33 protein-coding genes and 2 pseudogenes are annotated in these 21757 nt (G+C 46.4%); 7 read left to right on the plus strand and 28 right to left on the minus strand.

The genetic code is table 4. From position 1 onward, the window contains the following. Positions 1-30 precede the first annotated feature (30 nt). The 21 genes and pseudogenes from CSH31_RS00620 to rpsP all read right to left on the minus strand — a co-directional run bounded on the left by CSH31_RS00620 (position 31) and on the right by rpsP (position 13276). Entirely contained in the window at positions 31-852 is an 822-nt protein-coding gene (locus tag CSH31_RS00620; protein ID WP_128008452.1) for a hypothetical protein, read from the minus strand. Then, the gene (locus CSH31_RS00625) at positions 776-1456 is read right to left on the minus strand and encodes a hypothetical protein (protein WP_128008453.1); all 681 of its coding nucleotides are present in this window, start codon (positions 1454-1456) and stop codon (positions 776-778) included. Before CSH31_RS00625 ends, CSH31_RS00620 begins: the two co-directional genes overlap by 77 nt. An 84-nt stretch (positions 1457-1540) precedes the next feature. After that, a complete protein-coding gene (locus CSH31_RS04525) occupies positions 1541-1939 on the minus strand; it encodes a hypothetical protein (protein ID WP_236630678.1) in 399 nt (132 codons plus the stop codon). Between the two features lie 159 nt (positions 1940-2098). Continuing rightward, the gene (locus tag CSH31_RS00635) at positions 2099-3373 is read right to left on the minus strand and encodes an FAD-dependent oxidoreductase (protein ID WP_128008454.1); all 1275 of its coding nucleotides are present in this window, start codon (positions 3371-3373) and stop codon (positions 2099-2101) included. A gap of 198 nt (positions 3374-3571) precedes the next feature. Next, positions 3572-3892, minus strand: a complete 321-nt coding sequence (locus CSH31_RS00645; protein ID WP_128008456.1) for a lipoate protein ligase C-terminal domain-containing protein — start codon at positions 3890-3892, stop codon at positions 3572-3574. A 74-nt stretch (positions 3893-3966) separates the two neighbouring features. Continuing rightward, complete coding sequence (locus CSH31_RS00650; protein WP_128008457.1) at positions 3967-4392, minus strand: lipoate--protein ligase family protein; 426 nt, start codon at positions 4390-4392, stop codon at positions 3967-3969. Positions 4393-4482: 90 nt separating this feature from the next. Further along, on the minus strand, positions 4483-5697 hold the full coding sequence (locus CSH31_RS00655) for a transketolase C-terminal domain-containing protein (protein ID WP_161565615.1): 1215 nt from the start codon (positions 5695-5697) through the stop codon (positions 4483-4485). Further along, complete coding sequence (locus tag CSH31_RS00660) at positions 5585-6619, minus strand: thiamine pyrophosphate-dependent enzyme (RefSeq protein WP_128008459.1); 1035 nt, start codon at positions 6617-6619, stop codon at positions 5585-5587. The genes CSH31_RS00655 and CSH31_RS00660 overlap by 113 nt, the downstream gene beginning before the upstream one ends. Before the next feature lie 43 nt (positions 6620-6662). Then, positions 6663-6962 (minus strand): hypothetical protein, encoded by a 300-nt coding sequence (locus CSH31_RS00665; protein ID WP_128008460.1) that lies wholly within the window; start codon positions 6960-6962, stop codon positions 6663-6665. Between the two features lie 332 nt (positions 6963-7294). Then, positions 7295-7897 (minus strand): annotated as a pseudogene (locus tag CSH31_RS04530) (FAD-dependent oxidoreductase); the annotation flags it as partial. A gap of 137 nt (positions 7898-8034) precedes the next feature. Beyond that, positions 8035-8337, minus strand: a complete 303-nt coding sequence (locus CSH31_RS00680) for an FAD-dependent oxidoreductase (RefSeq protein ID WP_128008463.1) — start codon at positions 8335-8337, stop codon at positions 8035-8037. 55 nt (positions 8338-8392) lie between these two features. Beyond that, positions 8393-8593: a 2-oxo acid dehydrogenase subunit E2 gene (locus CSH31_RS04815; RefSeq protein ID WP_128008464.1), complete on the minus strand. Its 201-nt coding sequence runs from the start codon at positions 8591-8593 to the stop codon at positions 8393-8395. Beyond that, positions 8521-9006, minus strand: a complete 486-nt coding sequence (locus CSH31_RS00690) for a 2-oxo acid dehydrogenase subunit E2 (protein ID WP_128008465.1) — start codon at positions 9004-9006, stop codon at positions 8521-8523. Before CSH31_RS00690 ends, CSH31_RS04815 begins: the two co-directional genes overlap by 73 nt. 94 nt (positions 9007-9100) lie before the next feature. Next, the gene (locus CSH31_RS00695) at positions 9101-9742 is read right to left on the minus strand and encodes a biotin/lipoyl-containing protein (protein WP_128008466.1); all 642 of its coding nucleotides are present in this window, start codon (positions 9740-9742) and stop codon (positions 9101-9103) included. Between the two features lie 11 nt (positions 9743-9753). Beyond that, positions 9754-9999 (minus strand): phosphate acyltransferase, encoded by a 246-nt coding sequence (locus tag CSH31_RS04820; RefSeq protein WP_128008467.1) that lies wholly within the window; start codon positions 9997-9999, stop codon positions 9754-9756. Positions 10000-10356: 357 nt separating this feature from the next. Beyond that, positions 10357-10641 carry a hypothetical protein gene (locus tag CSH31_RS00715; protein ID WP_128008469.1) on the minus strand — a complete coding sequence of 95 codons (285 nt, stop codon included), beginning with the start codon at positions 10639-10641 and terminating at the stop codon, positions 10357-10359. After that, positions 10634-11461 (minus strand): hypothetical protein, encoded by an 828-nt coding sequence (locus tag CSH31_RS04825; protein ID WP_345775193.1) that lies wholly within the window; start codon positions 11459-11461, stop codon positions 10634-10636. The genes CSH31_RS00715 and CSH31_RS04825 overlap by 8 nt, the downstream gene beginning before the upstream one ends. 64 nt (positions 11462-11525) lie before the next feature. After that, positions 11526-11756: a hypothetical protein gene (locus tag CSH31_RS04830; RefSeq protein ID WP_128008471.1), complete on the minus strand. Its 231-nt coding sequence runs from the start codon at positions 11754-11756 to the stop codon at positions 11526-11528. Positions 11757-11912: 156 nt separating this feature from the next. Further along, complete coding sequence (gene rplS, locus CSH31_RS00740) at positions 11913-12308, minus strand: 50S ribosomal protein L19 (protein WP_127942625.1); 396 nt, start codon at positions 12306-12308, stop codon at positions 11913-11915. After that, a pseudogene (trmD, locus tag CSH31_RS00745) lies at positions 12298-12967 on the minus strand (tRNA (guanosine(37)-N1)-methyltransferase TrmD). Before trmD ends, rplS begins: the two are co-directional and overlap by 11 nt. A gap of 24 nt (positions 12968-12991) precedes the next feature. Continuing rightward, positions 12992-13276 (minus strand): 30S ribosomal protein S16, encoded by a 285-nt coding sequence (gene rpsP, locus CSH31_RS00750; protein WP_128008473.1) that lies wholly within the window; start codon positions 13274-13276, stop codon positions 12992-12994. A 29-nt stretch (positions 13277-13305) separates the two neighbouring features. On the opposite strand from rpsP, the gene CSH31_RS00755 reads away from it, so the two are divergent. From CSH31_RS00755 to CSH31_RS00770, 5 genes are read left to right on the plus strand one after another with little or no spacing between them, the layout of a single operon-like run. Further along, entirely contained in the window at positions 13306-13734 is a 429-nt protein-coding gene (locus tag CSH31_RS00755; RefSeq protein ID WP_128008474.1) for a hypothetical protein, read from the plus strand. Beyond that, on the plus strand, positions 13697-14455 hold the full coding sequence (locus tag CSH31_RS00760; protein WP_148668991.1) for a hypothetical protein: 759 nt from the start codon (positions 13697-13699) through the stop codon (positions 14453-14455). Before CSH31_RS00755 ends, CSH31_RS00760 begins: the two co-directional genes overlap by 38 nt. Next, a complete protein-coding gene (locus CSH31_RS00765) occupies positions 14455-15144 on the plus strand; it encodes a lipoprotein 17-related variable surface protein (RefSeq protein WP_128008476.1) in 690 nt (229 codons plus the stop codon). Before CSH31_RS00760 ends, CSH31_RS00765 begins: the two co-directional genes overlap by 1 nt. Before the next feature lie 8 nt (positions 15145-15152). Continuing rightward, entirely contained in the window at positions 15153-15314 is a 162-nt protein-coding gene (locus CSH31_RS04295; protein WP_161565620.1) for a hypothetical protein, read from the plus strand. After that, positions 15248-15925, plus strand: coding sequence for an alpha/beta fold hydrolase (locus CSH31_RS00770; RefSeq protein WP_128008477.1), 678 nt, complete (start codon positions 15248-15250; stop codon positions 15923-15925). The genes CSH31_RS04295 and CSH31_RS00770 overlap by 67 nt, the downstream gene beginning before the upstream one ends. 75 nt (positions 15926-16000) lie before the next feature. Here CSH31_RS00770 and CSH31_RS00775 read toward each other — a convergent pair whose 3' ends face one another. The 3 genes from CSH31_RS00775 to CSH31_RS00785 all read right to left on the minus strand — a co-directional run bounded on the left by CSH31_RS00775 (position 16001) and on the right by CSH31_RS00785 (position 18196). Further along, positions 16001-16606, minus strand: coding sequence for a non-canonical purine NTP pyrophosphatase (locus CSH31_RS00775; RefSeq protein WP_128008478.1), 606 nt, complete (start codon positions 16604-16606; stop codon positions 16001-16003). A gap of 196 nt (positions 16607-16802) precedes the next feature. Then, positions 16803-17438 carry a methionyl-tRNA formyltransferase gene (locus CSH31_RS00780; RefSeq protein ID WP_128008479.1) on the minus strand — a complete coding sequence of 212 codons (636 nt, stop codon included), beginning with the start codon at positions 17436-17438 and terminating at the stop codon, positions 16803-16805. A 2-nt stretch (positions 17439-17440) separates the two neighbouring features. Beyond that, a complete protein-coding gene (locus CSH31_RS00785) occupies positions 17441-18196 on the minus strand; it encodes a nuclease-related domain-containing protein (RefSeq protein ID WP_128008480.1) in 756 nt (251 codons plus the stop codon). 49 nt (positions 18197-18245) lie between these two features. Between CSH31_RS00785 and rpsT the strand changes: the two genes are divergently transcribed. Continuing rightward, positions 18246-18563, plus strand: coding sequence for a 30S ribosomal protein S20 (rpsT, locus tag CSH31_RS00790; protein WP_128008481.1), 318 nt, complete (start codon positions 18246-18248; stop codon positions 18561-18563). Between the two features lie 13 nt (positions 18564-18576). Here rpsT and CSH31_RS04550 read toward each other — a convergent pair whose 3' ends face one another. Together CSH31_RS04550 and CSH31_RS00795 are read right to left on the minus strand one after the other, a co-directional pair. Then, positions 18577-18732 carry a YebC/PmpR family DNA-binding transcriptional regulator gene (locus tag CSH31_RS04550; protein WP_236630680.1) on the minus strand — a complete coding sequence of 52 codons (156 nt, stop codon included), beginning with the start codon at positions 18730-18732 and terminating at the stop codon, positions 18577-18579. Further along, the gene (locus CSH31_RS00795) at positions 18696-19313 is read right to left on the minus strand and encodes a YebC/PmpR family DNA-binding transcriptional regulator (RefSeq protein ID WP_236630681.1); all 618 of its coding nucleotides are present in this window, start codon (positions 19311-19313) and stop codon (positions 18696-18698) included. The genes CSH31_RS04550 and CSH31_RS00795 overlap by 37 nt, the downstream gene beginning before the upstream one ends. Positions 19314-19333: 20 nt before the next feature. Here CSH31_RS00795 and CSH31_RS00800 point away from each other — a divergent pair, with 20 nt between their 5' ends. After that, positions 19334-19786 carry a hypothetical protein gene (locus tag CSH31_RS00800; protein ID WP_127942639.1) on the plus strand — a complete coding sequence of 151 codons (453 nt, stop codon included), beginning with the start codon at positions 19334-19336 and terminating at the stop codon, positions 19784-19786. Here CSH31_RS00800 and nadE read toward each other — a convergent pair. Both nadE and obgE read right to left on the minus strand, forming a co-directional pair. Next, positions 19731-20465 (minus strand): NAD(+) synthase, encoded by a 735-nt coding sequence (gene nadE / locus CSH31_RS00805; protein ID WP_128008483.1) that lies wholly within the window; start codon positions 20463-20465, stop codon positions 19731-19733. The genes CSH31_RS00800 and nadE overlap by 56 nt on opposite strands. 16 nt (positions 20466-20481) lie before the next feature. Further along, positions 20482-21753, minus strand: a complete 1272-nt coding sequence (gene obgE, locus CSH31_RS00810; protein WP_128008484.1) for a GTPase ObgE — start codon at positions 21751-21753, stop codon at positions 20482-20484. Between the last annotated feature and the right edge of the window lie 4 nt (positions 21754-21757).

A 21757-nucleotide genomic window follows, 5' to 3' on the forward strand; every position in this document is an offset into this window, starting at 1 on the left:
TAGAAATTTGTTGCAGTCCTCGCTTTTGGGCTAACTGACGCAGTTTGAAAGCGTCCTCGGCCCCAAAGTTGTAAGCAGCTTTTTCGCTGCGAACTCCAATTCACGGGTAACTGACATACGGTTATTAATCAGTCGGTCGTTAATTTCGCCTTTTTCCACAAGCTCGGGTGCAAACCCTTTTAGAAGTTCTTTCCAAGCGTGAAAACTGTTAGGAATCATCTTGTTTTCTAAAGCTTTGATTTCCCAATCTTCGTCGCTCAGTTTTCCGTCATTACCAGCCGCTTCGGTTGGTTGAATATAACCAGTCACTATGTTAAGACTGAAGTTAATCCCTAGGAAACGGGTGAACTCGTAAAGCGGGTAAATGTCATCACCGATGCGACTTGGACCGTCAGCCGGGTTGAAAGTACCTTTCTCAACTCCGATATTTAGTCCGTCTCGACCAGTCACTAGCGATAGACGCACTTTGTAGGAAGGATCTTGTTCAATTAGAATTTTTAGCGCTCCGGCTAACAAACGAGTTGATGATCCAAACTCCGTGCTACCTTTGGTGTTGTAAGGAGCAGCGAAGTAAAAGTCAAACGATTTGGTTCCCCACTTTTTAGAAATTTGCTTGAACTGCTCAGCCAATTGGTATTCGGTGTAGTTGTTCAGGTAAGCCGTGTGTCAAAAAGCGTTTGAAAACGGACCAAAGGTAATCGTTAAATCTTCGGGGTTGACACCGTCTTTAACTCACTGGTTTCAACGTTGTTCTTCAAACCACTTGCCAGACTGGTTAACGTCATCGGGGTTTAACCGCGTTTCAAGCCGGTTTAAGTTCCATTGAATCCATGGCGTTTTGCATGAAACCAACGTTAAACTTGTTGGCGATACCGTCTTTTTTAAACTGAGCTAAGTCGTTGTAGTTAGCGTTTTGGTAACCTTTTGAGTCAAGTCACCCTTTAATTTCGGCGCGGTAAGCACCAGGCACAGCTTTTTCCTTAAGAATGTACTCAACAGTGTCGCGCACAATTCCGATGTCAGCGTAAGGAACGTACTCAAGGTCAGCAATTTGATTATCAATCACACGCTGAGTTAAAGTTGAACGCAAACTATCTGAACTATCATTGATAGCTTGCTGGTAAATTTTGTCAATCGGACTTTCTACCGGTCCGTGACCAGTCATTAACTTCGATCAGTCGTAAGACATGACAAAGTTTCCTAATGATTGACGAGAATAGCGGTAGCGAAACTCTTCATTACGCTTGAAAGGCTCAAACTTTTCTTTTAAAACTTTGTCCTTTTGCTCCTGCTCTTTTTCCTTCTGCTCCAATTCTTTCTTGACTTGGTCGTCCGGATTAGCAGTTTCGTCGGACTGAGCCCCGCAGGCTACTAGGGAAGCTCCGATACCAAGAGGCACCGCCGCTCCCAGAGTTGCCAGCAACAATTGGCTTTTTTTGCTTTTTAGTTTAGTCATTTAACTCTCCTCTTCCTTGACAAATTCAGAATGTGCAAGGTTTGACTATTTTAACAAACTCATTATAACACAAATTTTTATTACTTACCGATAAACATCTTGTTTAAGTAAGTTAAGTACCTCATTTGCCAGTGCCAAACTAACTCCCGGGGTTGTATCAATGGTCAAATCCGGCTTAACCCTCTCTTGGTAGTAGTTTGAACGTTGGGTTATTTGCTCTGCACTTCACCCTTTTTTGTCGCTGAGACGTTCCCGTCTTACTACCGGATCGCAAACTAATTTTACCACCTTAACGTTTTTGAGCTCTAAATACGGCGACCCCAGTACCGGGCATTCGCAAAAATCAAAGTCGCTTTGACTAAGTTGCTGGGCAATCAAAGGATGGATTAATTGGTCAATTTGCTCTAACTCCAATTGTCCTTGGGCAAGTTGTTCGCTGAGAGTTTTTTCGTAAAACGCCCTCCGAACTGACAAAGCGAGCACCAAGAACATTTTTGATTCGAAAATAACCCGCCTGACCAGGCTGGTAAAGGCGGTTAACAATTTGGTCACAACTCTTGACTTTAAAACCTAACTCGCCGAGCTTTTCAAGCAAAGTCGTTTTTCCAACGCCAGGCAAACCAGTAAGCACAACGCGTAACACTAATCAACCACGTTCAAATACTGCAAACTAGCTCGGGTAATGAAGTTGACTGGTTGGTTGAGATGGGGTAAAAAGTAAGTGTCAATTAGACCCAGCTCATCAATTTTGACTTTTTTCTCAATCGCGAGCGAAAGCATGTACATCACGCTGGCGTGGTCGGCTTGGGAAGCGATTTGAGCGCCAATAATCTCACGGGTATCACGGTCAAAAACAACTTTGAAAAAGACTTTATGACGTTGAGGCATAAAAACTGGCTTATCGTAGTCCTCGACAAAAATGGATCCGACGTTGCGATGCGAGCAACCAACCTCTTGACTTTGGAGCTCGGTTAAACCGGTGCTCGCTAAAGTTCAACCAAAAACATGGATCGCATTAGTGCCTTGGACGCCGCTAAAAGCTAGTTTGCCTGGCTCCATGACGTTAATGGCCGCCACGATGCCTGAGCGGACCGCGTTGGTAGCCAACATGACCGGTTTAAAACAAGCGTCAGGGTTGTACTTTTGGGCGACGCAATCACCAATCGCGTAAATATCTGGGTTGGAAGTTTGGAAGTACTCGTTGACAATAATGCCGCGCTGGGGATCGGTTTCGATTTGCCCGCGAGCTGGTTCAATTCGAGCGCGGAAACCAACGCTAACAATCGCCATGTCAACTTGATATGTGTCCTGGTCGGTCTCCACCGCACGAATGTGGCCTTGCTCATCGCCGATAAAACGAGTCACCTTTTCGCCTAGTCGCAAGTTAATGCTAGTGTTTTGCTCAACGCCTTGGACTAATTTAGCGCTAATCTCGCGGTCAAAATTGTGAGGCGCGATGGCATCTTGCATCTCGATTAGGTAAACTTTTTTACCGTGCTTATCAAACGCTTCGGCTAACTCAACTCCGATGTATCCAGCTCCGATCACGGCGACTGAACGCACGTTTGGATCCTCAACCTTAGCAATAATTGACTGGGCATGCTGGTAAAGTTTGGAAACCAAAACCCCCTCTAAGTCAATTCCTGGCCAAGGCGGTTGAACTGGTCATGAACCCGATCCGATAATTAGCTTATCGTAAGGCTGGGAAAACTTTTCTCCCGTCTTTAAATTGGTTACTTCGACCACTTTTTGAGCGGCGTTGATCGCACTAATCTCGTGGCGCATGAAAACTTTGGCGCCCATTTTTTCAAGCTCTTCAAGCGACGAATAAAAAAGCGTCTTCGGGTTTTCAACTAGGCCCGAAACTCACAGGGCGATTCCGCAACCTAAAAACGAAAATGTTGTCGTTACGGTCAAAGATTAGCACCTCATCTTCAGGCTTTTTTTTGCGTAAAAGCGTTTTAGCTGCCCACGTTCCAGCGTGGTTGCAACCCATTAAAACTATTTTCATATTTTTTTAACTCCTTCCTGGGCACCAGACCAACCACTAAATCGGCTAAAACGGCGGGCTCCAAATTGTTAAAATAATCGTTGAAATCGTTAATCTCGCTCAGCCTACGCAAAATGTCTTCGCGTGAGTAACGAATTTTTCGGAGGTGATTTTCCACGTAAGCAATGTCTTTTTTGCCGAAAAAAATCACCGTAAAACTTAAGGTCGCTAATTAACCCGTTTTCCACGTTGAGATAAACTTCCACTAAACCGACACCCGGCACGTAAAGCGTGTTATTCAGTTCGTACTGAGGATTTTGACCGTAGTTGTGAGCTCAAGTCGCGTACTTGTTAGTGCGCAAAAGTTCAATTTGGTGCTTGTCTTCCTCAGTCAGTTCATAAGGCGTCATCGCCGGAAAGTCGCGCAAAACTTCGGCGAGCAGCATTTCGCAAAACTGGTTAATTGACAGCGGAGCCCTTAAGTGGTCCTTAATGTTAGTGATCCGACTTTTGACTGAGTCTAAACCTTTGGCCTTGATTTTGAGCGGTTGACGTTAAGCGCTTTGCTCACGTGCGAAGTTGAAACCGAAAACATGATCGTTCCGTGGTGAATGATTCAACCCTTGACCAAAGACTGGGCGCTGCCAGAAAACTTGCGCCCGTCAATCAAGATGTCGTTGCGACCAGAAATTTGCGCTTTGATGCCTAGGCGCTCCAAAGTTCGAACCACCGGTTTTAAAAACTTTTTAAAGTTGAGAAAGTGACCGTCTTTTTCTCGCTCAATGAAAGTGAAGTTTAAGTTGCCAAGGTCGTGGAAAACTGCTCCGCCGCCTGTCATCCGCCGCACGACTTTAATTTTGTGTTTGTCAACGTAGTCCTGGTTAACTTCTTTGTAAGAATTTTGGTTTTTTCCTAGCACGATGCAATTCTCGTTAATTCACAGCATGAAAAGCGCAGTCGGTTTGTGAACTAAAAAATACTCTTCCGTTGCTAAGTTTTGGTAAACATCGTGCGATGGTAGTTTTAAAAAATTGCATTAGACTCCCTGCTTATTGCGGCGGTAAAGTTCGACGCTAGTTTCGTGGCGCTCGGGTCTAAAATCGGCCAGAGGCGTAATCTTAGCGTGGATGGCAGCCAAGATGTTTTCGGATTGGGGATAAATTCAGCGGTCTAAACCTGCGCCCGGCATAATTCAATTCCGAGCTCCGAGCACAACCGGCGGTGCATCTAATTCATCAAAAGCCAACTCGCTGAGCGTTGAGGCCACGTGACGCATGAAATTATTCCGCTCAGCCCCGTTGTTGACCAAAACGATTTGGCCAGTCTTTTTGAGCGATTTTAAAACGATGTCATAGTCAAACGGCACCGCCGAACGAGCATCGATTACCTCGGCGCTAATTTTTCACCGCTTGGCGAGTTCTTCAGCCGCTTCTAAAGCCGGGTACAGAGCGCTGCCCAAAGTAACGATTGTAATGTCTTGACCAACACGGCGAATCACTCCCGCGCCAATTTTGATGGCGTAAGCCTGACTTGGCACGCCAGTCTTAACAAACTTTTCACCCATTCCGTAAAGGTTTTGAGTTTCAACAAAAACCACTGGGTTAGACTCTCTCAAAGCGCTAGTCATTAAACCTTTGGCATCGTAGGGCGTGGCTGGTTGAACTAGTTTTAAACCAGGAATGTGGGCGATGACTGACGTATAGTCTTGCGAGTGCTGAGCTCCGTAAGTCGCGCCGATTAAAACTCTTAAAACGAGTGGAACATTCAGCGTGCCGCCCGACATAGCTCGCCACTTGGCCATCTGGTTAGCGATTTCATCACCAGCCCGGAACAGAAAGTCAAAGTACATAATTTCAACTACCGCACGACCGCCGCAAAGAGCGTAGCCAACCGCCGAGCCAACGATCGCCGCTTCGCCAATCATCGTGTTAAAAAAACGGTGGTAAGGAAGTAGCTCGGTTAAACCGCGTCAAACCGCGTAAGCTCCGCCTCAGTCACGGTGTTCTTGGCCGTAAACAATTAAACTTGACTGCTCGGTTGCTTCCTGAGCAACTGCTTCAAAAATGGCGTCGCGAATTTGGTACTGGCGCAAAGCCGAAACTTCTTGGCCGTTTTGGTCAAAAGCGTAACGTGCTTTTTTAGTTAACTGAATGTAACGAGGGTTTTCTTCAAGCGGTTGACTTAGTTCAACTTGCTTGTAAGTGGGTAGGTCAAGCGTCTCGTGCGGGTCAAGCATAATTTCATCCAGCACGCGTGGTCTTTTTCCCAGTTGACAAAGGGAGACTTATAGAGTCAACGTTTAACTTATAAACTTCAAAAACGAGTTCTTCGGCCGTTTGGACCGCCTGGTCAAGCGCGGCTTGATCGAGTGCCTGAGCCGCTAAAATCTCTTTTTCAAACAGTAAAATCGGGTCGTGTTCGCGCCAAGCTTTGACTTCCTCGGCTGCGCGGTAAGGCTCGGCCGCATCAGCCGAAGAGTGGCCTTCGTAGCGGTAAGTCATAAACTCGGTTAAAGTTGGCCCAAGACCATCTTTAGCACGCTGGCTTTGCCGACGCTGAGCATCCATGACTGCCAAGACGTTTTGCCCGTTAACTCTCTCGGCTCACATTTGTTCGGGATTAACGCCCATGCCTACGCGAGCCACTCCCTTGCTGCCCATCGTTTCCCCAACTGGTTGACCACCCATCGCGTACTGGTTATTAATCACGTTAAGCATAAAAGGTGGACGACGGTCGTAAGGAGCATCCCAAAGTTCCCGGTACTGGTCCATCGCTACGAAATTAATCGCTTCCCAAACTGGTCCGCAAGTAATCGCTCCGTCGCCAATGTTAGCAATCACAACGCCCGGACGCTGGTTAATTAGTTTGTAAAGAGCCGCTCCGATTGCGATCGATGGTGATGCGCCAACCACGGCGTTGTTCGGATAAATGCCCAAGGGAGTGAAAAACATGTGCATTGAACCGCCCATACCCATGTTTAATCCCGTTGCTTTGGTAAAAATCTCGGCCAGTACCCCGTAGAGAAAAAACACCCGAGCGCGCTCCTTGGTTGATTCAAACTGACGATGCTCGCGCAGCATCTCGTCCACTTGACCGCCTTGGTGCTCGGCCATAATTTTTTCAAGTTCCTCATCGCTTAACTTTTTAATCGCGGTCAGTCCCTTCGCAATCACTTCGCGTGGTTGCGATGGGTACCGAAAATAAAGTCGTTTTGATCTAGATCGTAAGCTTGTCCAACCGCCACGGCTTCTTGACCAATTGAAACGTGGAGCGGACCGTCGTACTGGTACTCAACTTGACGGTAAAAGTTCGTCGCTTTGTTTCCAAAAGCATTTCGTCAAACTTACGCGCTAAAACCATTTGGAAGTAAATTTCCCGCACGTCCTCGGCGCTCAATTGACCCGCGCGCATCTCATCAACTAAAGTTTTTTGGTAAGTATAACTAGGAATATTGCGCGGATCGGGGTAGTGTCCCTGGCTTAAAATGGAAGGGTTAATCGGTTGAACTTTAGGCATGGGGCACCTCCTGCATAATTAGTTTCCTTGAGCAGTTCGGCCACGGTCGGATGGGAATTACTAAGTCGCGCACTAAGTCAACACTCATCATTTTAGTTACCATCAGACCAGCAATCGCGATAATCTCGGTGCGTACTGTCCGACCATGTGAACCGCTAAAATTCGGCGCGTTTTAGGGTCAACCAGCATTTGACAAGTCCGGCGTAATCGTCTACCTCGGTTACAAAGCGGCCTGAGTAAAGCATCGGCATTTTGTAAACTTGGTAATCTACTCCGTTTTTTGGAGCTCTTCTTCGCTTGGACCAACGTGGCAATTTCCGGATCGGTGTAAATTACGTTCGGAATCGCGTTATAGCAACCGTGTCCCAAGTTTGACCAAGCAGTTGGTGCATGACAACTTCGGCTTCGCGGTAAGCAGTGTGGGCTAACATGGAAACGCCGTTGACATCGCCAATTGCGTAAACGTTAGCTAAGTTAGTCTGGCATTTTTCGTTGGTAACTACCGCGTCTTTTTCTAAGTAAAGACCGATTTTTTCAAACCCCATGTTAGCCGAATTAGGTGTCCGCCCAGTGGCAGCAAAATTTTCTCGTAAGGAATTTGAAAAAACTTGTCCAGTCGCGCGGTTTTTCACGCTCAAATGGTGCTGATCAACTTTAACTGCTTGTGGCCTAAGTAAAATTTAACTCCGCGCTCTTGGTAGTAGTTCAAAAATTTGCTGACTAATTTCCTGGTCAAGGTTTCCACCCACTTGGTCTAAAAAACTCGACACGTGAATTTCGGGACCTAAGTTTTGAAAGTAAGCTGCCATTTCAAGGCCGATCACTCCGCCGCCGATAATTACGAGTTGCTTGGGTAGTTTTTCCAAAGCCAAAACTTCCACGTTAGTCAAAATTTTGTCGCGGTTTTTGATTAGCTCGTCCAATCCCTCAATCGCGGAATGTTTGGCACGGAACCGGTTGCGATTACTAACTTTTCGGCCACTAAATCTTGACCGTTAACTTTGATTAAAAACCCCTCCGAACTTTGGCCGCTAACTTGACCAAAGCCGCGGAAATATCGACTTTGTTAGCCTTAACTTTCGCTTCAACGCCTTGGACTAATAGACCAACTTTTTCGTCCTTGCGACGAACGGCTTGCTGGTGGTCGTACGAAAAAGAACCAACTTAACTCCGTAGTCGGCCGCGTGGGAAACGGCTCGGTAAACTTTGCGCGGTAAAGCAGAGCCTTGGAAGGAATGCAACCAACATTAAGGCAAGTTCCTCCGAAAGCATCTTTTTTCAATGATGGCGTTTTAAAACGCTTGCCGATTCGCTCGGCAAGTAGGTATCCGCCTGGTCCGGCTCCCAAAATCACCACTTGGTACTTACTAGCCATAATTCTCCTTTGCGACTAACTCGTCAATTCTTTCTAAAACGGTTTTTAAGATCGACTAAAAAGCGACCGCCATCGCTCCGTCGACTAAACGGTGGTCAATCGTCAGCGACAAAGTTAAGGCTTGGTGAAACTCAACTAGTCCCGCGCTGTTTTGACGAGCGCGCAGCGACAAAGCGCCCACACCTAAAATTGCCGCTTGACCGTCGTTAAGAATCGGAGTGAAAGACTCAATCCCCAGGGCGCCGACATTAGAAATTGTGAACGTTCCGACTTGAGATCAACGGCGCGGTACTGACCTTCGCGCACCAGTTTAATCATTTGCCGCGCCTGCTCACTAATTTCTCTAAGTGACTTGGAGTTGGCGTTTTTTAACACCGGCACGATTAAACCACCGGCGTATCAACGCGATCGCGATGTGGCATGGCGGTGAGCAATCGCTCGGTCGTCAAAAACGTGAGCGTTAATCGTTTGACTGTACTTAGGTAAAACGCGTGAAGTAGCCAAAATGATTAAATCGTTAATTGAAATGCGTGGACCACCTTTTTGGCTCGCATTTTTAAACTCTTTGTGAACTTTGGTCAAATTAGTCGCGTCAACGCTAATCACCAAAGTGGCCGCGGCTGACTGGCTTTGAGATTGGAGCATCGCTCGGGCGATGGCACGGCGCATCGGCTGATAATCAAAAGGCGCATCGCCGTTTGCTTGGGCAGCATCAGAGACTAACTGGTCAATTAAGTTAGCGCTTGGTGAACTGGGTGCTCCCTTAGTTTTTGGCTAAATTCATTGAACTTAAAACGTCTTGGCTAACTAAGCGGTTTTGACCGGGCTTGGCTGGGCCCATTAAATCCGGTCGTCAACCTGAACGGCGCAAAGTTCGGATTGCGCGCGGAGAAAAACTTAATTGCGACGATTCCAAAGCCTGTTCGGGCAACTTCTGCTCGAACTGAACATTTGGTTGAGGCTGGGCACTAGTCTTAGTCGCGGAAGTTAATCGCGGCTTTTCGGGCGCGGTTGGCGCAGACTGATCGACTTGGTGCTGACTTTTGGAAGCTGGACCAAACTCTTCCAGAAGAGAACTAATATCTTCGTCAAGTTGGCCAACGATAGCGACGGGCGAAAAGACGGCGATTTCCTGGTTAGGTTCAACGAGAATTTTTAAAACTATACCCTCTTCCTGCGCTTTGTGTTCAACTTGGGTTTTGTCGGTTTCGTAACTGAAAAATGGTGCGCCGATTTTAACCGGCTGTCCTTCGGCAATATGTCACTCGGACAAAATGACCGATTTAACCGTGTTCCCCATCTTGGGCATTTTGACTACTTTAGCCACGCTGACTCTTTTCCGTCGGATCTGAACTGACCGACTGCTAACTCTTTGGTTAAGCCGATTTTTTTGGTTAACGCTCATGACAAGACTAATTAAAGATAGGTGGTAAACCTCTTGCCAATCACAACCTCGCTTAAATCATTAACCGGAGCGTTAAGACCCACGATAATCGGACCAGTCGCCTGGTACCCGCCCGTTAGTTTCATAATTTTGTAACCGATGTTAGCCGCGTCTAGGTTAGGGAAGATGTAAATATTGGGCGCGTGAGCGAGCGGACGGTTCCATTTGTAAAGCCGGGTTTGGGCGTCATAAGCCGCGTCAAACTGAGTTTCTCCCAAGACGCGGTAACCTTGCTGGGCAAAGTTTCACTCGCCTGGCGAACTTTTAAAACGCTGGGCAACTTATTTCCTCCGCTACCGTTAGTTGAAAATGAAAGCAAAGCTAAGTAGGGGTCGATGCCAAAAAGACTTTTCACGCCCGCTGCCACCGACTGACTAATTTCAACTAACTCGTCTGAACTAGGTTCGGGCACGATGGCGCGTCGCCCAGAAAAAGGTTAGTTTGGTCTTTGCTCATCCAGAAAACGAAGTGACAAGCTTGCGGCGCGTACCAATGACTTGTAAACGCCGGGCGAAGCACTTCGGCCGTCGGAACCGTTGCTCCGCCGACCACGCAGTCTAACTCGCCGAGTTTGACTAAACACATCGCGAAGTAGTTGGATCGCTAGCCCAACGTGCGATTGTCTCGGAGTCGTTTTTTTGGCCGCGAAGTTCAGTCAGAAGGTCAATTATTTTTTGACGCGGATAAGTATTAATCATCTCCGGACTAATCACCACGGTTTTGACATTGGACAGTTCCGCTAGTTTTTGGACGGCTTTTAAAATGCGTGGGTCAGCGCCATCGGGATAACCGATCCGAATTTGCTCAGGGTAATCGGTTATCGTTTTAATCAGCGCGCTAATTAGAGGGTGTTTATTCATAGTCTTGTCTCCCGATCAGTGGTTGTCTGAGTCCAATCAGTTCAAGGCCTTGGCGGGCGATTTCAATCTCCTCGTCGGTTTCCGAAGCGTAAATGGCAAACTGGGAAGCGCGGGTTGATACCTTGACCCACTTAGGCCCAAATAAATCGATTTGCGTTTCTAAAACTAGTTTAGAGACGCTAACTTTTTCCACGAAACGACGCAAAACTTTTAAGCTGTTTTTCCCGATACCGCCGGTAAAATAATTCCGTCAATTTGGTTGCCAAGTTCGTTCAGATAAGCGCTGTAGTAACTGACTAAGCGGTCGACGTACATTTCAAACGCGAGCTCGGCCTTGGGCTGACCCTCAGCGATGGCCTTCTCAATCTCGCGCATGTCATTGGTAAATCCGCTCATCGCCAAAAGACCAGATTGACGGTTGAGCAAATCATCGACTGCTTGGTAGTCTAGGTTTTAGTTGCCGCTGGAGAAAAATCGCCACGGCCGGATCGATGTCGCCCGAGCGAGTTCCCATCATCAGCCCGGCTAACGGAGTGAGTCCCATCGATGTGTTAACTGACTTACCGTCTTTAATCGCACAAACCGAAGAGCCGTTGCCAAGGGTGAAAAATAATCAAACTCGGACGGTCAATTTTGCTCTCCTGACAAAAGCGGTGCAAGTTGTACTGGTAATAATTCCGTGCATTCCGTACTTGCGCACCAGGTGTTTTTCAAAAAGGTAACGGGGAATTGGATACAAAAAACGCCTCTCATCCAAACTTTGGTGAAAGGCGGTATCAAAAACTAAACGTTCGGAGCTAAGACGAGTTTGAGCATTAATTTGACGCCCAGTAAGTTAGGCGGGTTGTGAAGTGGAGCTAGGTGGCTAAGAGCCGCAAGTTCTTCTAACACTTCGGCGTTGCCAAAGTGGCTCGCTGGTAAAAACTGCCGCCCATGACTACCCGGTGACCGACCAGTGCGATTTCGCTGGATAAGTCGTTCACGACTCCCTCGCTTTTTAAAAGTTTAATTAAGGTGTTAAAAGCCGTTTCATGGTCTTTCAAAGGCAAGACTTTTTGAAAGACTTGCCGGGCCGAGTAAATTTGATGTTGCCGTTTTTTCGCCGATTTTCTCAAGCAAAACTTGGGCCAGAAGTTCTAGGTTTTGGTCAAAGACTTTCGCTTTAACCGAGGAACTTCCGGAGTTGATTACCAGTGTTTTTTGCATTTTAAAGCTCCAGTCGCATTAATGCTTAACTAAGTAAAATTATACAACACTGGTTAAATGCAAACTTAACGACTCTTAGCCGACTGATTAGGAGCACTAGGAGCGGCTTTTTTAGCCACGATTTGTTTCAGACGAGCCGCTTTACCGCTTCGCTCGCGCATGTAGTATAGTTTCGCTCGGCGAACCTTGTTGCGACGAACCACATCCACGTGGGAAATGATCGGTGAATTGAGCGGGAAAGTTCGCTCAACTCCAATGCCGTAAGAAATTTTGCGAACCGTGAAAGACTTGGAAGCCCCGCTGTTTTTAATCGCGATGACTAGTCCTTCAAAAACTTGGATTCTCTCTTTGCTGCCCTCGCGAATTCGAACGTAAACTTTGACATTCTCGCCTGGGCGGAAATCGCCTAAGTCGTCGCGGCGCGATTGTTCATCAACGTGGGTTAATAGTTTATGACGCATGTTTTTTTCTCCTTAATAAGTCTGGTCGTTTAGACCGAGTTTTGGCCAGTGCTTGCTCTTGGCGTCACTGGTTAATTTTTGGTGGTCGCCGCTCAGTAAAACGGGCGGAACTTCCATCCCTTTGTACGAGCGAGGTCGAGTGTACTGGGGATACTCAAGCAAATCGTTGCTAAAAGAGTCGTCGTCTTGGGAACTAGCTTTAATCACGCCCGGCACTAAACGAATTACCGCGTCAGCCAGGGCTAAAGCAGGTATTTCGCCGCCAGTCAAAACAAAGTCGCCGATTGAAATCTCCCAGTCAACTAGCGAGCGTACCCGTTCGTCAAAACCTTCGTAATGTCCCGCGACGAGCGTGAGCTCTTTTTCACCAGCCAGTTGACGCGCTAACTTCTGGTTAAAAACTTGTCCTTGCGGAGTGAGCAAGATTTTTTTGCCACCAGAGCGCTCAAAGCCCGGTCAATCGGTTCGACTTGGAGCAGCATTCCCTGACCTCCGCCGTAAACCTGGTCGTCCACGCGGCGGTGTTTGTCGAGCGAAAAATCACGCAAATTAACCACGTTAACCGTTACCAACTTTTTTTCAATCGCGCGTTTAACGATCGACTCGTCCGCAAAGACTTCAAAAAAACGCGGGAAAAGCGTGACGATGTTCAGACGCATAACTACGAAAGGGCGACTTTGGCTTTAGAAGCAGTTTTTTTTAGCGGTTTCTTTTTTGGAAACTGCTTTTTCGGCTTTAGTTTGATCGTACTGTTTAAAAAGTGTTTTAACAGTGGGCGAGGGTTGAGCACCGTAGCTAAGTCACTTTTTTTGCAGTTCCACGTCAATAAAAAGTTCTTTGCTGTGCGGGTTGTAGTAGCCGATTTCTTCAATGAAACGACCGTCGCGCGGGGCACGACTGTCAGCCGCTACGATTCGGTAAAAAGCGCTGAATTTTTTGCCGATTCGTTTCAGTCTTAGTTTAACCATACTTTCCACTCCTTCGCACTAATCTTACCATGATTGAAATTTTAATGTCAAGTAAAAGTGCTTGACAAAAACGGGTCAGAAATATTTTTGCTAAAATGAGGGAGAAGATGCACAGACTGGAATTCATGCGCGGAGAACTCGCACGCGCGCGGCAAATGCGAGCTAACAAAGTCTTTCTCGGATGCTTCTTGTTCTTAGCAATCGTAACTTTTTTGGCCCGTTTTACGATCGCCGTCCTACTTGATTTTGGTCTCAAAGACGGGCAGTTTTACCCCGATTGATGAAAAACTATCATTAGCGGCGAACAAACTGCGGCGGGCGGTCCCAACCTAGAAGACCCTTACTGGCGCCAACTTTTTGACCGAAGACCAAACTTTTTTGTGAATGATGACCCAGTTCACTTGGCTAACCACTCTTTTGATGATTTTTTACCTCTTTTTCCGGTTTTTCGGCGTTAACCGCGATTTGCCCGAGTGGTTGCGTTGAATTGGTTCCCAGCGCACTTTGAGCATCGTCACGATTTACGAAATTACCATCGCGCTGATTTACTGGTTTTCTTACTTGAGCGGCGTCCGAATTGAAGTTTCGGGCGCGCGAATTCCGGTCTGAAGTTTTTTAGTTACTTTGGTGGTCCACGCCTTTTTGCCGTTTTTTGTCACTTTTTACTCGGTGATTTTCTTAATCCAAGACAAAAGCGCGTCGTTGTTGCGCGAGAGATTTGTTTTTAAAGCGATGACTTGACCAATCATCTACGCCTTTTACTACATCTTAGTGGCGCTAGTTTGAAAAGACCCCTACGCAATTACCGACTTCAAAGGCGAGTTTTACCTCAGTCTTGGCAAGATGATCGGAGCGCTTTTAACCATTTACTTTTTGATCGGAGTCATGGTCATTGTCCACAACTACATTTTGGTTCGTTTTAACCACAAGTATCTGGCTAGTCATGACAACGACGCGCTGCTGCACCGTAAACAAGTACTTGCTCGAATTAAAACTAAAGCGGCTCGCAAAGTGATGAAAGACGACAAAATTCGCGACCAACTCAACCAACTGACCCACGAGATTATCCAGTTTGAACGGGAAGTGGAAATTAAAAAAAGGATCGCTCGCCACAAGTGGAAAATTGCCCGGCGTAATTCGAGAAAAAATCCTTTTGAACAAACGGAGCCACCTAGCTAATGGCAAAGTCTCAATTAACCAAGAAACTGTGACTAACTTTCAAAACTCGTGGCGCACTCAGTCTGTTAGTCTTATCTGCTCCTTTAACCGGACTTAGTTGCTGGCAAAAACCCCAGACAATCCACGAGCAAAAAGACCGGCAACTTGACGCTCTACTTGACATTATTGGCAACTTAAGAACTAGTTGAATGAGTCAGTATCCGAGTCAAGTGGCGCGCCAAAACCAAATCATCGGCGACTTATCAGAGCTTGGCGTTGAGCAACGCACTCCTTCCATCACGGGCGTGGTTTTTCGCTTTCGGGTAGTTCGAATTGACGATATAAACGGTGAGATTACGTTGGAAACAGTGGTTCAAAAAAACGAAAACATTAGTCGGCGTCTTATTTACGTGGGCGGATTTTACTCCCAAAACTGAAACGACCTAAACCAGGCGCTCGAAAAAGCTGGTCATGAACTCAAGAGCGATTGAAACCACCTTTTACCTTCCCAAATAGTTGAAGTGGGTCAGTTTTACGAGCCCGAAAAGTTGGGCGTTAAACTGGAGTTAAACGGTCTAAAAAACTGGGAGGCTCGCCTTTTGGTCAGCAGGGTTGACGACCAAAACGGTCAAATTGAAGGCCGCTTTTTAATTACTTATGCTAACGTAGTCGGTACGCTAAACGTGACGATTAGCGGTTATGGAACCTAGGGGAAAATATGAGCGAAAAAATTGAAACAACCGAAGATGCGCTAGTTAAAATCAAAATTAACCAGTCGTTTATTTCCTACCACTTGCAAGATAAAAACATGCGTTGGACGGCGATTTTTGTCCACGATTTAATTCATCAAGCGATTTTGCTAAACCAGTCTTTGGTTTAAAAACTAACTACAACATCATTTCGGTGAACTTACCTGGCAGTCGCTACTTAGATCACGACGAAGCCGAACTGGGCATTGACTTTTACGTGAAGTTGCTTGAAATATTCATTAAAAATAATGTCAAAAGCCGCAAAATTGTTTTAGTTGGTCATTCGCTCGGCGGCGGAATTGTGGCCGCCCTAAGCAAACTAAGCAAAGTTAAACGAGTGGTTTACGTGGCCGCCATTAACCCTCACATGATTTACGCCCGCAACTGAACCGCTCTTTACGACTTATTTTTCGGTCAAGGAATTCACAAAAGCCTCAAAAACATGTTGGTCAAAGCTGGCGCTAAAATTTACAAGTCACTAGTTGATAAAAACGCGGTGGTCAAAGAGATTTGCGACCAACAAGGTCGCTTCGTACCAATCATTAAAAACTACCTACTTAATACGGAGTACATGAGCGAAATTCTCAAAGACCAGTACCGGCAAAGTCTCCGGAAAACACCGCTTTTCATTATCGGTGACCAAGACCGAATCGTTGAAACAAGTCGCTTTGTCAACTTCGTTGAGCAGGAATTAGGTCAAAAAGTGGTGGTGTTGCCCGAACTAAGCACAACCCCTTTCTAACCCAATCTAACGCCATCAACGACATTCTCAACCAAATCATGCCGGCCAAAAAACGTTTTTTCCGCCGCACTTTAATTAAGGTGCATCCTTGGCAACTTGTTCAATCAATTGCTGTCAAAAATTCCAAAAACGTGCAAAAGCCCGACCCCGGTGACTAATTTTATTTTTGCTAGCTAAATCTAACTCGGCAAACACCTTTTGCTCGCTTTGCAAGTAAAAAGCCGGGTCAAAACCAAAGCCATCGGGACCGACTGGCACTACCAGTTTCCCGCTTACTTCCCCTTCGAAAACTCGCAGTCCGTTTTGGTCGCAGTAAGCAATCGCCGAGCGATAACGGCACGAGTTATCTTGCGAACCGAGCTGAGCCAAAAGAGCGAACGACTTAACTCGAAACGGAGCGTCTTTGAGTCAGCGACGCGAGTAAAGTCCCGGAAAGTTACCTAGCGCCTGAACCTCTAAACCCGAGTCATCAGCTAAAACTGGTTGGCGGTAAAGCTCGTAGTAAAAGCGCGCTTTGAAAGCGGCGTTGGCGGCAAAACTTGCGCCCTCTTCGGGTGCTTCAGGCAAACTTTTAAGAATCAAAAGTTGGCCCGCTAATTGATCAGGGTCATAACTTTTTCAAAGCGCCGTGAACTCCTCAACTTTGTGAGCGTTAGTTGTCGCGAGCAAGATTTTTAGCATTGGCGGGTTTGCCTTTTCCGACTGGGCACTTGCCAATCGCAAGCAAAAAGTACGCCGTCTTCACAATTGATAACCGGCGCGTCTTTAATCTTTGAAGGGCAAGCGCGAAAAATTTTCATCACTGTTTCGCCTATCTTAAAAAGAGCCCCTGGGCTGGGACTAAGCGCGCGAATCCGGTTAAGACTTTGCTTAATAGTTAACTCGGGCTCAGCACCCGGAAATGCTGGTCAATTTTGCGGGTTTGGCTGGCGATGGCGTGGTCTTGGGGTCGGGATTTAACTTGGCCAGTGGCGACTTTTTCAAGCCAGCCGACAATCTTAGCATTAGTTAAACTAACTAGTTTAGACAAAGCGCTCGCTAAGTTATCTTGCTGACTAAGCTTAGTTTTGGCTTGGAAATAAATCGGACCCGAGTCAATTTGTCGAACCATCTCAACTAACGTAATTCCGGTTTGATCTGCTCCGTCGGCCAAGGCATAGTGAACTGGGCTCGGCCCGCGGTAAAGCGGTAAAAGCGACGCATGGATGTTAAGCGGTTTTAGGCGACCCATTTTAAGCACTGAATCAGGTAGTCAAAATCCGTAGGCAAAAGTTAGGAGCAAATCAAAATCAAAACTTTTGAGCATCTTTTCAAGTTGGCTCGCTCGGGTTGGTTTTAAAAGCGGCAAATTTTGCTGACTAGCTCACATGCTAACTGGTGTGGGCGTGAGAATTTGACCCCGACCAACTCTCGCGTCAGGCTTTGAAACAACTGCCACAACTTCAAAATGCTGGGCGATGAGAGCAAAAGTATCCACCACAAAAGACGGACTGCCAGCTAAGATTATTTTCACCTTTAATCCTTGCTCGCCTGAGCTAAGCGCTCGTAGACGATTTTGTCGCGGGCACGGAAACTAAGGTTATTTTTTAAAACTCTGGCTGTTTGCTTTTTAACTTTGTTAGATAAACTGACAGGTAGTTTAGCGCTAATTTGGTCAAGGACAGCAAAAAGATCAACGTGGCGCGTAACAATCACGTGACTTGGTAAATTCGCAATTTCTACCAAGGCGGTTTTGTTGGAATAAATAACCAAAGAGAGCGTCGCTAGTTTGGTTGGCAAAAACGGTTGTAAGAGTTTGATGTGAAGATCGTTTTCTAAAACTGCGTTAGTCACCAGTTCGGTTTTGCCCTGGTAGTTTCGCTTTCACGTAGGCTGGTCAGCCTCACCCCGGATCATCCCTCTTAAAGATTTGACTTTAACGACCACTAAAGCCTGGCTAGTCAACAAAATTCCATCAATTTGAATCCACTCGTCTTGCTCATTTTTAACTAGCGCCGACTCAATGTACTTGTTTGAGGTGTGGCGAGCCCAAAGTTTAATGTCATCGGCGATCGCTTTTTGGGCCACTAAACCAACCCGGCGAACCAGTTTGCGGTAAACATAACTTTTGGTTAAGTAATAAACTAGCCAAATTGCCGCCGCGATCATTAGAGTTAAACCGCCAGCAATTCCGATGTAATAACCAAGACTAGCCTGCGTTCAAACGGAGGCTTGGGTAAAACTAGGACTAGTTAAAAACATTACCAAGATTATAAGGACAAAAATCGCCACGTAAAAGAAAAATTTGCGTATAATTTATCTAACTTTCGCGGAGGAGCCTATGGCCAGCATTAAAGCCAAAATTAAAAACATCGCCAAAATCAAACGTCAAAACGTTCGTAACCGTGCGGTTAAATCCCAAGTTAAGACGGCGCTTAAAAAAGCTCGTCAGGCTGTTTTAACTGACCCTGCTCAAAGCCAGCCGCTAGTATCCAAAGCTCACAAAGTGATTAACAAAGCCGTTAGCAAAGGCGTTTTGCATCCCAACAACGGCAGTCGTAAAATTTCTCGCCTTGACCTTTTTGTCCAACAGAAAATTCAAAAACCGCCTGCTCAGTCAGCCCAGACAAAAACATCTGATCCAGCGCCTAAAAATTAATTTAGCAAATTGTCTATTCTTCCAGCGAAGCCGGGTCTAAGTTGTGGTAAACGGCTTGGACGTCTTCATCGGCTTCAATTTTTTCGACTAAACTTAAAATTTTTCGCGCTTTTTCGGGTGGTAGTTTAACTTCTAAATTCGGCAAAAAGTCACCTCAGCGCTCATTCATTCGTTAATGCCCCGTTTTTCTAAAGCAGTTTTAACCGCTTGAAAATCTTGGGGAGACGTTTCAACAAAGTAGCTCTCGGGACCTACTTCAAAATCTTGCGCGCCGCTTTCTAGACTGTTTAACATCCATTGGTCGTCGCTTTGGTTGGCGCTGCGGGCAAACTCCAAAAGTCCTTTCCGCTCAAAAATGTAGCTGACTGCTGAAGAGCTGACCACGCTGCCGTTAGCTTTGTTAAAGTAAGACTGAATCGAGGAGCTGACGCGGTTGGCGTTATCAGCTAAACAGATAATCAAAAAGGCGACTCCGTTCACGTTCGCTCCGTAAACAAATTCTTTGTAGTTTTTACCCGCTCCGCTGCCGCTCGCTTTTTGAATCGCGTTTTCAATGTTTTTTTTAGGCATTGAAGCGGCACGAGCTTTGCTAATCGCGTTTCTGAGTGTCGGGTTAGCTTGAGGATCAGGCCCGCCCAAGTTGACGGCAACCATGATTTCCTTGGATATTTTCGCAAATGTCTGAGCCCGCTTAACGTCTTGGGCGCCTTTGCGATGTTTGATATTCGCTCATTTACTGTGTCCGGCCATTAGTTATAATGGATTATATTATGAAGTGGCTCAAGGTCATCAAAATCCTCGCTTTTCCGCGGTTAAAAAAAGCCGCGCGGCAAGAGTATCAACCTTTTTTAAATCAAAGTCCGATGGAAGATATGCTAGTCGTTTCGCACACTTTACACCGGCAAACTTACCAGTGGCTGCGCAAATTCAAAACTCCGCAGTACGGTCGCATGTGACTTTTACGCAAAAAAAAGGCTTTCAACACTTTGTTTTTTCAGCAACCTTATGACGTAGTTGTTTGCGACCGTTACGGCAACGTTTTAGCAACTTTTGTCGCGCTTGGTAGTGGTTATGTTTCCAATTACTACCGGGCTGGTTATTTTATCTACTTCATGGTCGTGGGTTCGATTAAGTTTTACGACATTCGACCGAGCGACCGGTTAACTTTTAAACGCCTTTTGCCGAGTTTGCAAATTCTTCAGGACTTAATGGGCTTGAAATAGGTTCACGCTTGTGGGCGCTAGTTTGGACAAGATCTTGAATTTTTTGCCGACTGGCAACCGACACCGACTCGCCGGCTAGGAAGGCATCAATTTCTAAGTAAGAAAGGCCGAGTTCTTTTTCGTCGCTTTGACCCGGATAAAGGTTGGCGCTAGGCGTTTGCTGAATAATCTTTTCGGGCACTTTTAACTCACGAGCAAGTTGTCAAACTTGCGTCTTACTTAGGTGCAGAAGCGGAAAAAGGTCGGCGCCGCTGTCGCCGTGCTTAGTGAAATAACCTAAGTTTCACTCGGCACGGTTTGTCGTTCCGACCACTAAAAACTGCCGCTCTTGACCAAGGGCGTAAAGAGTTAGCATTCTTAACCGCGGCATTAAGTTAATTCGGGCTAAATGATTGCTAAGTTCAAGTTTAGTTGTCAAAAGCCGGTAAACATCGCTTAAGTCAACTAGCTTAGAAGGTATGCCGAGCTGGTTAACAACTAACTGAGCGTTAGCAATTTCATTGTCTCTTTCAATTGGCATTAAAACTGCTAAAACTCGCTCGCCGGCCGCCTCTTTTAAGAGACTAGCGACTAGCGCCGAATCAACACCGCCCGAAAGACCAAAAATAAATCCTTTGGCTCGAGCAGACGCCAGTTTTTTGCGCAATCAACTAACTAAGTAAGCGTGGTAACTTTTCATTTTTAGTTGCTCCTAATTATAAATCAGGATCAGTTTCCCAAGTGAGTTGATGGTCAAAGATTTTGACGTTATCACCTGCCTTAGCTCCCAGTTTAGCCAGCTGGTCCCAAACGCCGAGCTGACGCATTTTACGGTTAAAACGCCGAATGTTGTCAAGCGAATTGAGCGGAATTCTTTGGCAAATTTTTTCAACTTCGCTGCCCGTAACCGAAAAACTGCCCGGACCAATTCTTCGAACTTGGGTCGGAGCAGTTTGGTCAGTCAGTTCAATCACTAAGTCTGTCTCTTCCGCGCTGACCTGAGCTGGCCCGACTTTTTCTAAAAGATTAACTAAACGCTGTTTGAGCGTTTGCAAACCAGCGCCGGTTTTAGCCGAGAGCGCTAAAACTCGCTCGGGTCCCAGTTTTTGGACTAAGCTTTGGTAGCGCTTTTCAAAACCCGGGCAGTCGCTTTTGTTAGCCGCAACTAACTCTGGTAAATTAGCCAATCGTTTGTCAAAACTAACTAGTTCGTGGCGGATGGTCTGGTAGTCTTTTCACCAGTCGCCCTCATCCTTACCTAAATCAAGCACGTGTAAGACTACGCGGGTTCTTTGCACGTGTTTTAAAAAGGCGTGACCAAGTCCTTTGCCCTCACTAGCTCCGGCGATTAAACCGGGCAAATCGGCTAACACAAACGAAAAATCACCGACTTTAACTAATCCAAGTTGGGGTACCAAAGTTGTAAAGGGGTAGTCAGCGACTTTAGCCTTAGCCTGGGAAAGACGACCGAGCAAAGATGATTTGCCGACCGAAGGAAGACCAACTAAACCTACGTCGGCTAAAACTTTTAAACTTAAATCAAGCCGGCGTTTTTGACCTGGTCGGCCGTTTTCGCAAAGTCGCGGAGCGGGATTGCGAGCCGACTTAAACCGGGCGTTGCCGTGACCGCCCGTTCCGCCTTGAGCCACTAAGTAATTTTCCGACTTAACGATATCGTGAACTAGTTTGCCCCGCTCGTAAACAAGCGTGCCAAGCGGGACCTTGACGTATAGGTCTTGACCGCCAGCACCAGTTTTGTTTTTCGACTGACCGTTTGCGCCGTCCTCGGCTTGAATAATTTTGAGTTGGTGAAGGTGAATTAGCGTGTTTAAACCGCTGTCGCCCTTTAAAAAAACGTTGCCACCGCGGCCGCCATCTCCGCCGTCAGGACCACCCCGGGGTACTTTTTTCTCCCGGCGAAAAGAAATGATGCCGTCACCGCCTTTACCGGCTCGGACTTCAATTTGGCACTCGTCAACGAATTTCACTCTC

The sequence above is a fragment of the Mycoplasma sp. ATU-Cv-508 genome, from assembly GCF_004011945.1.
Classification (GTDB): Bacteria; Bacillota_I; Bacilli_A; order Mycoplasmatales; family Metamycoplasmataceae; genus RYZV01.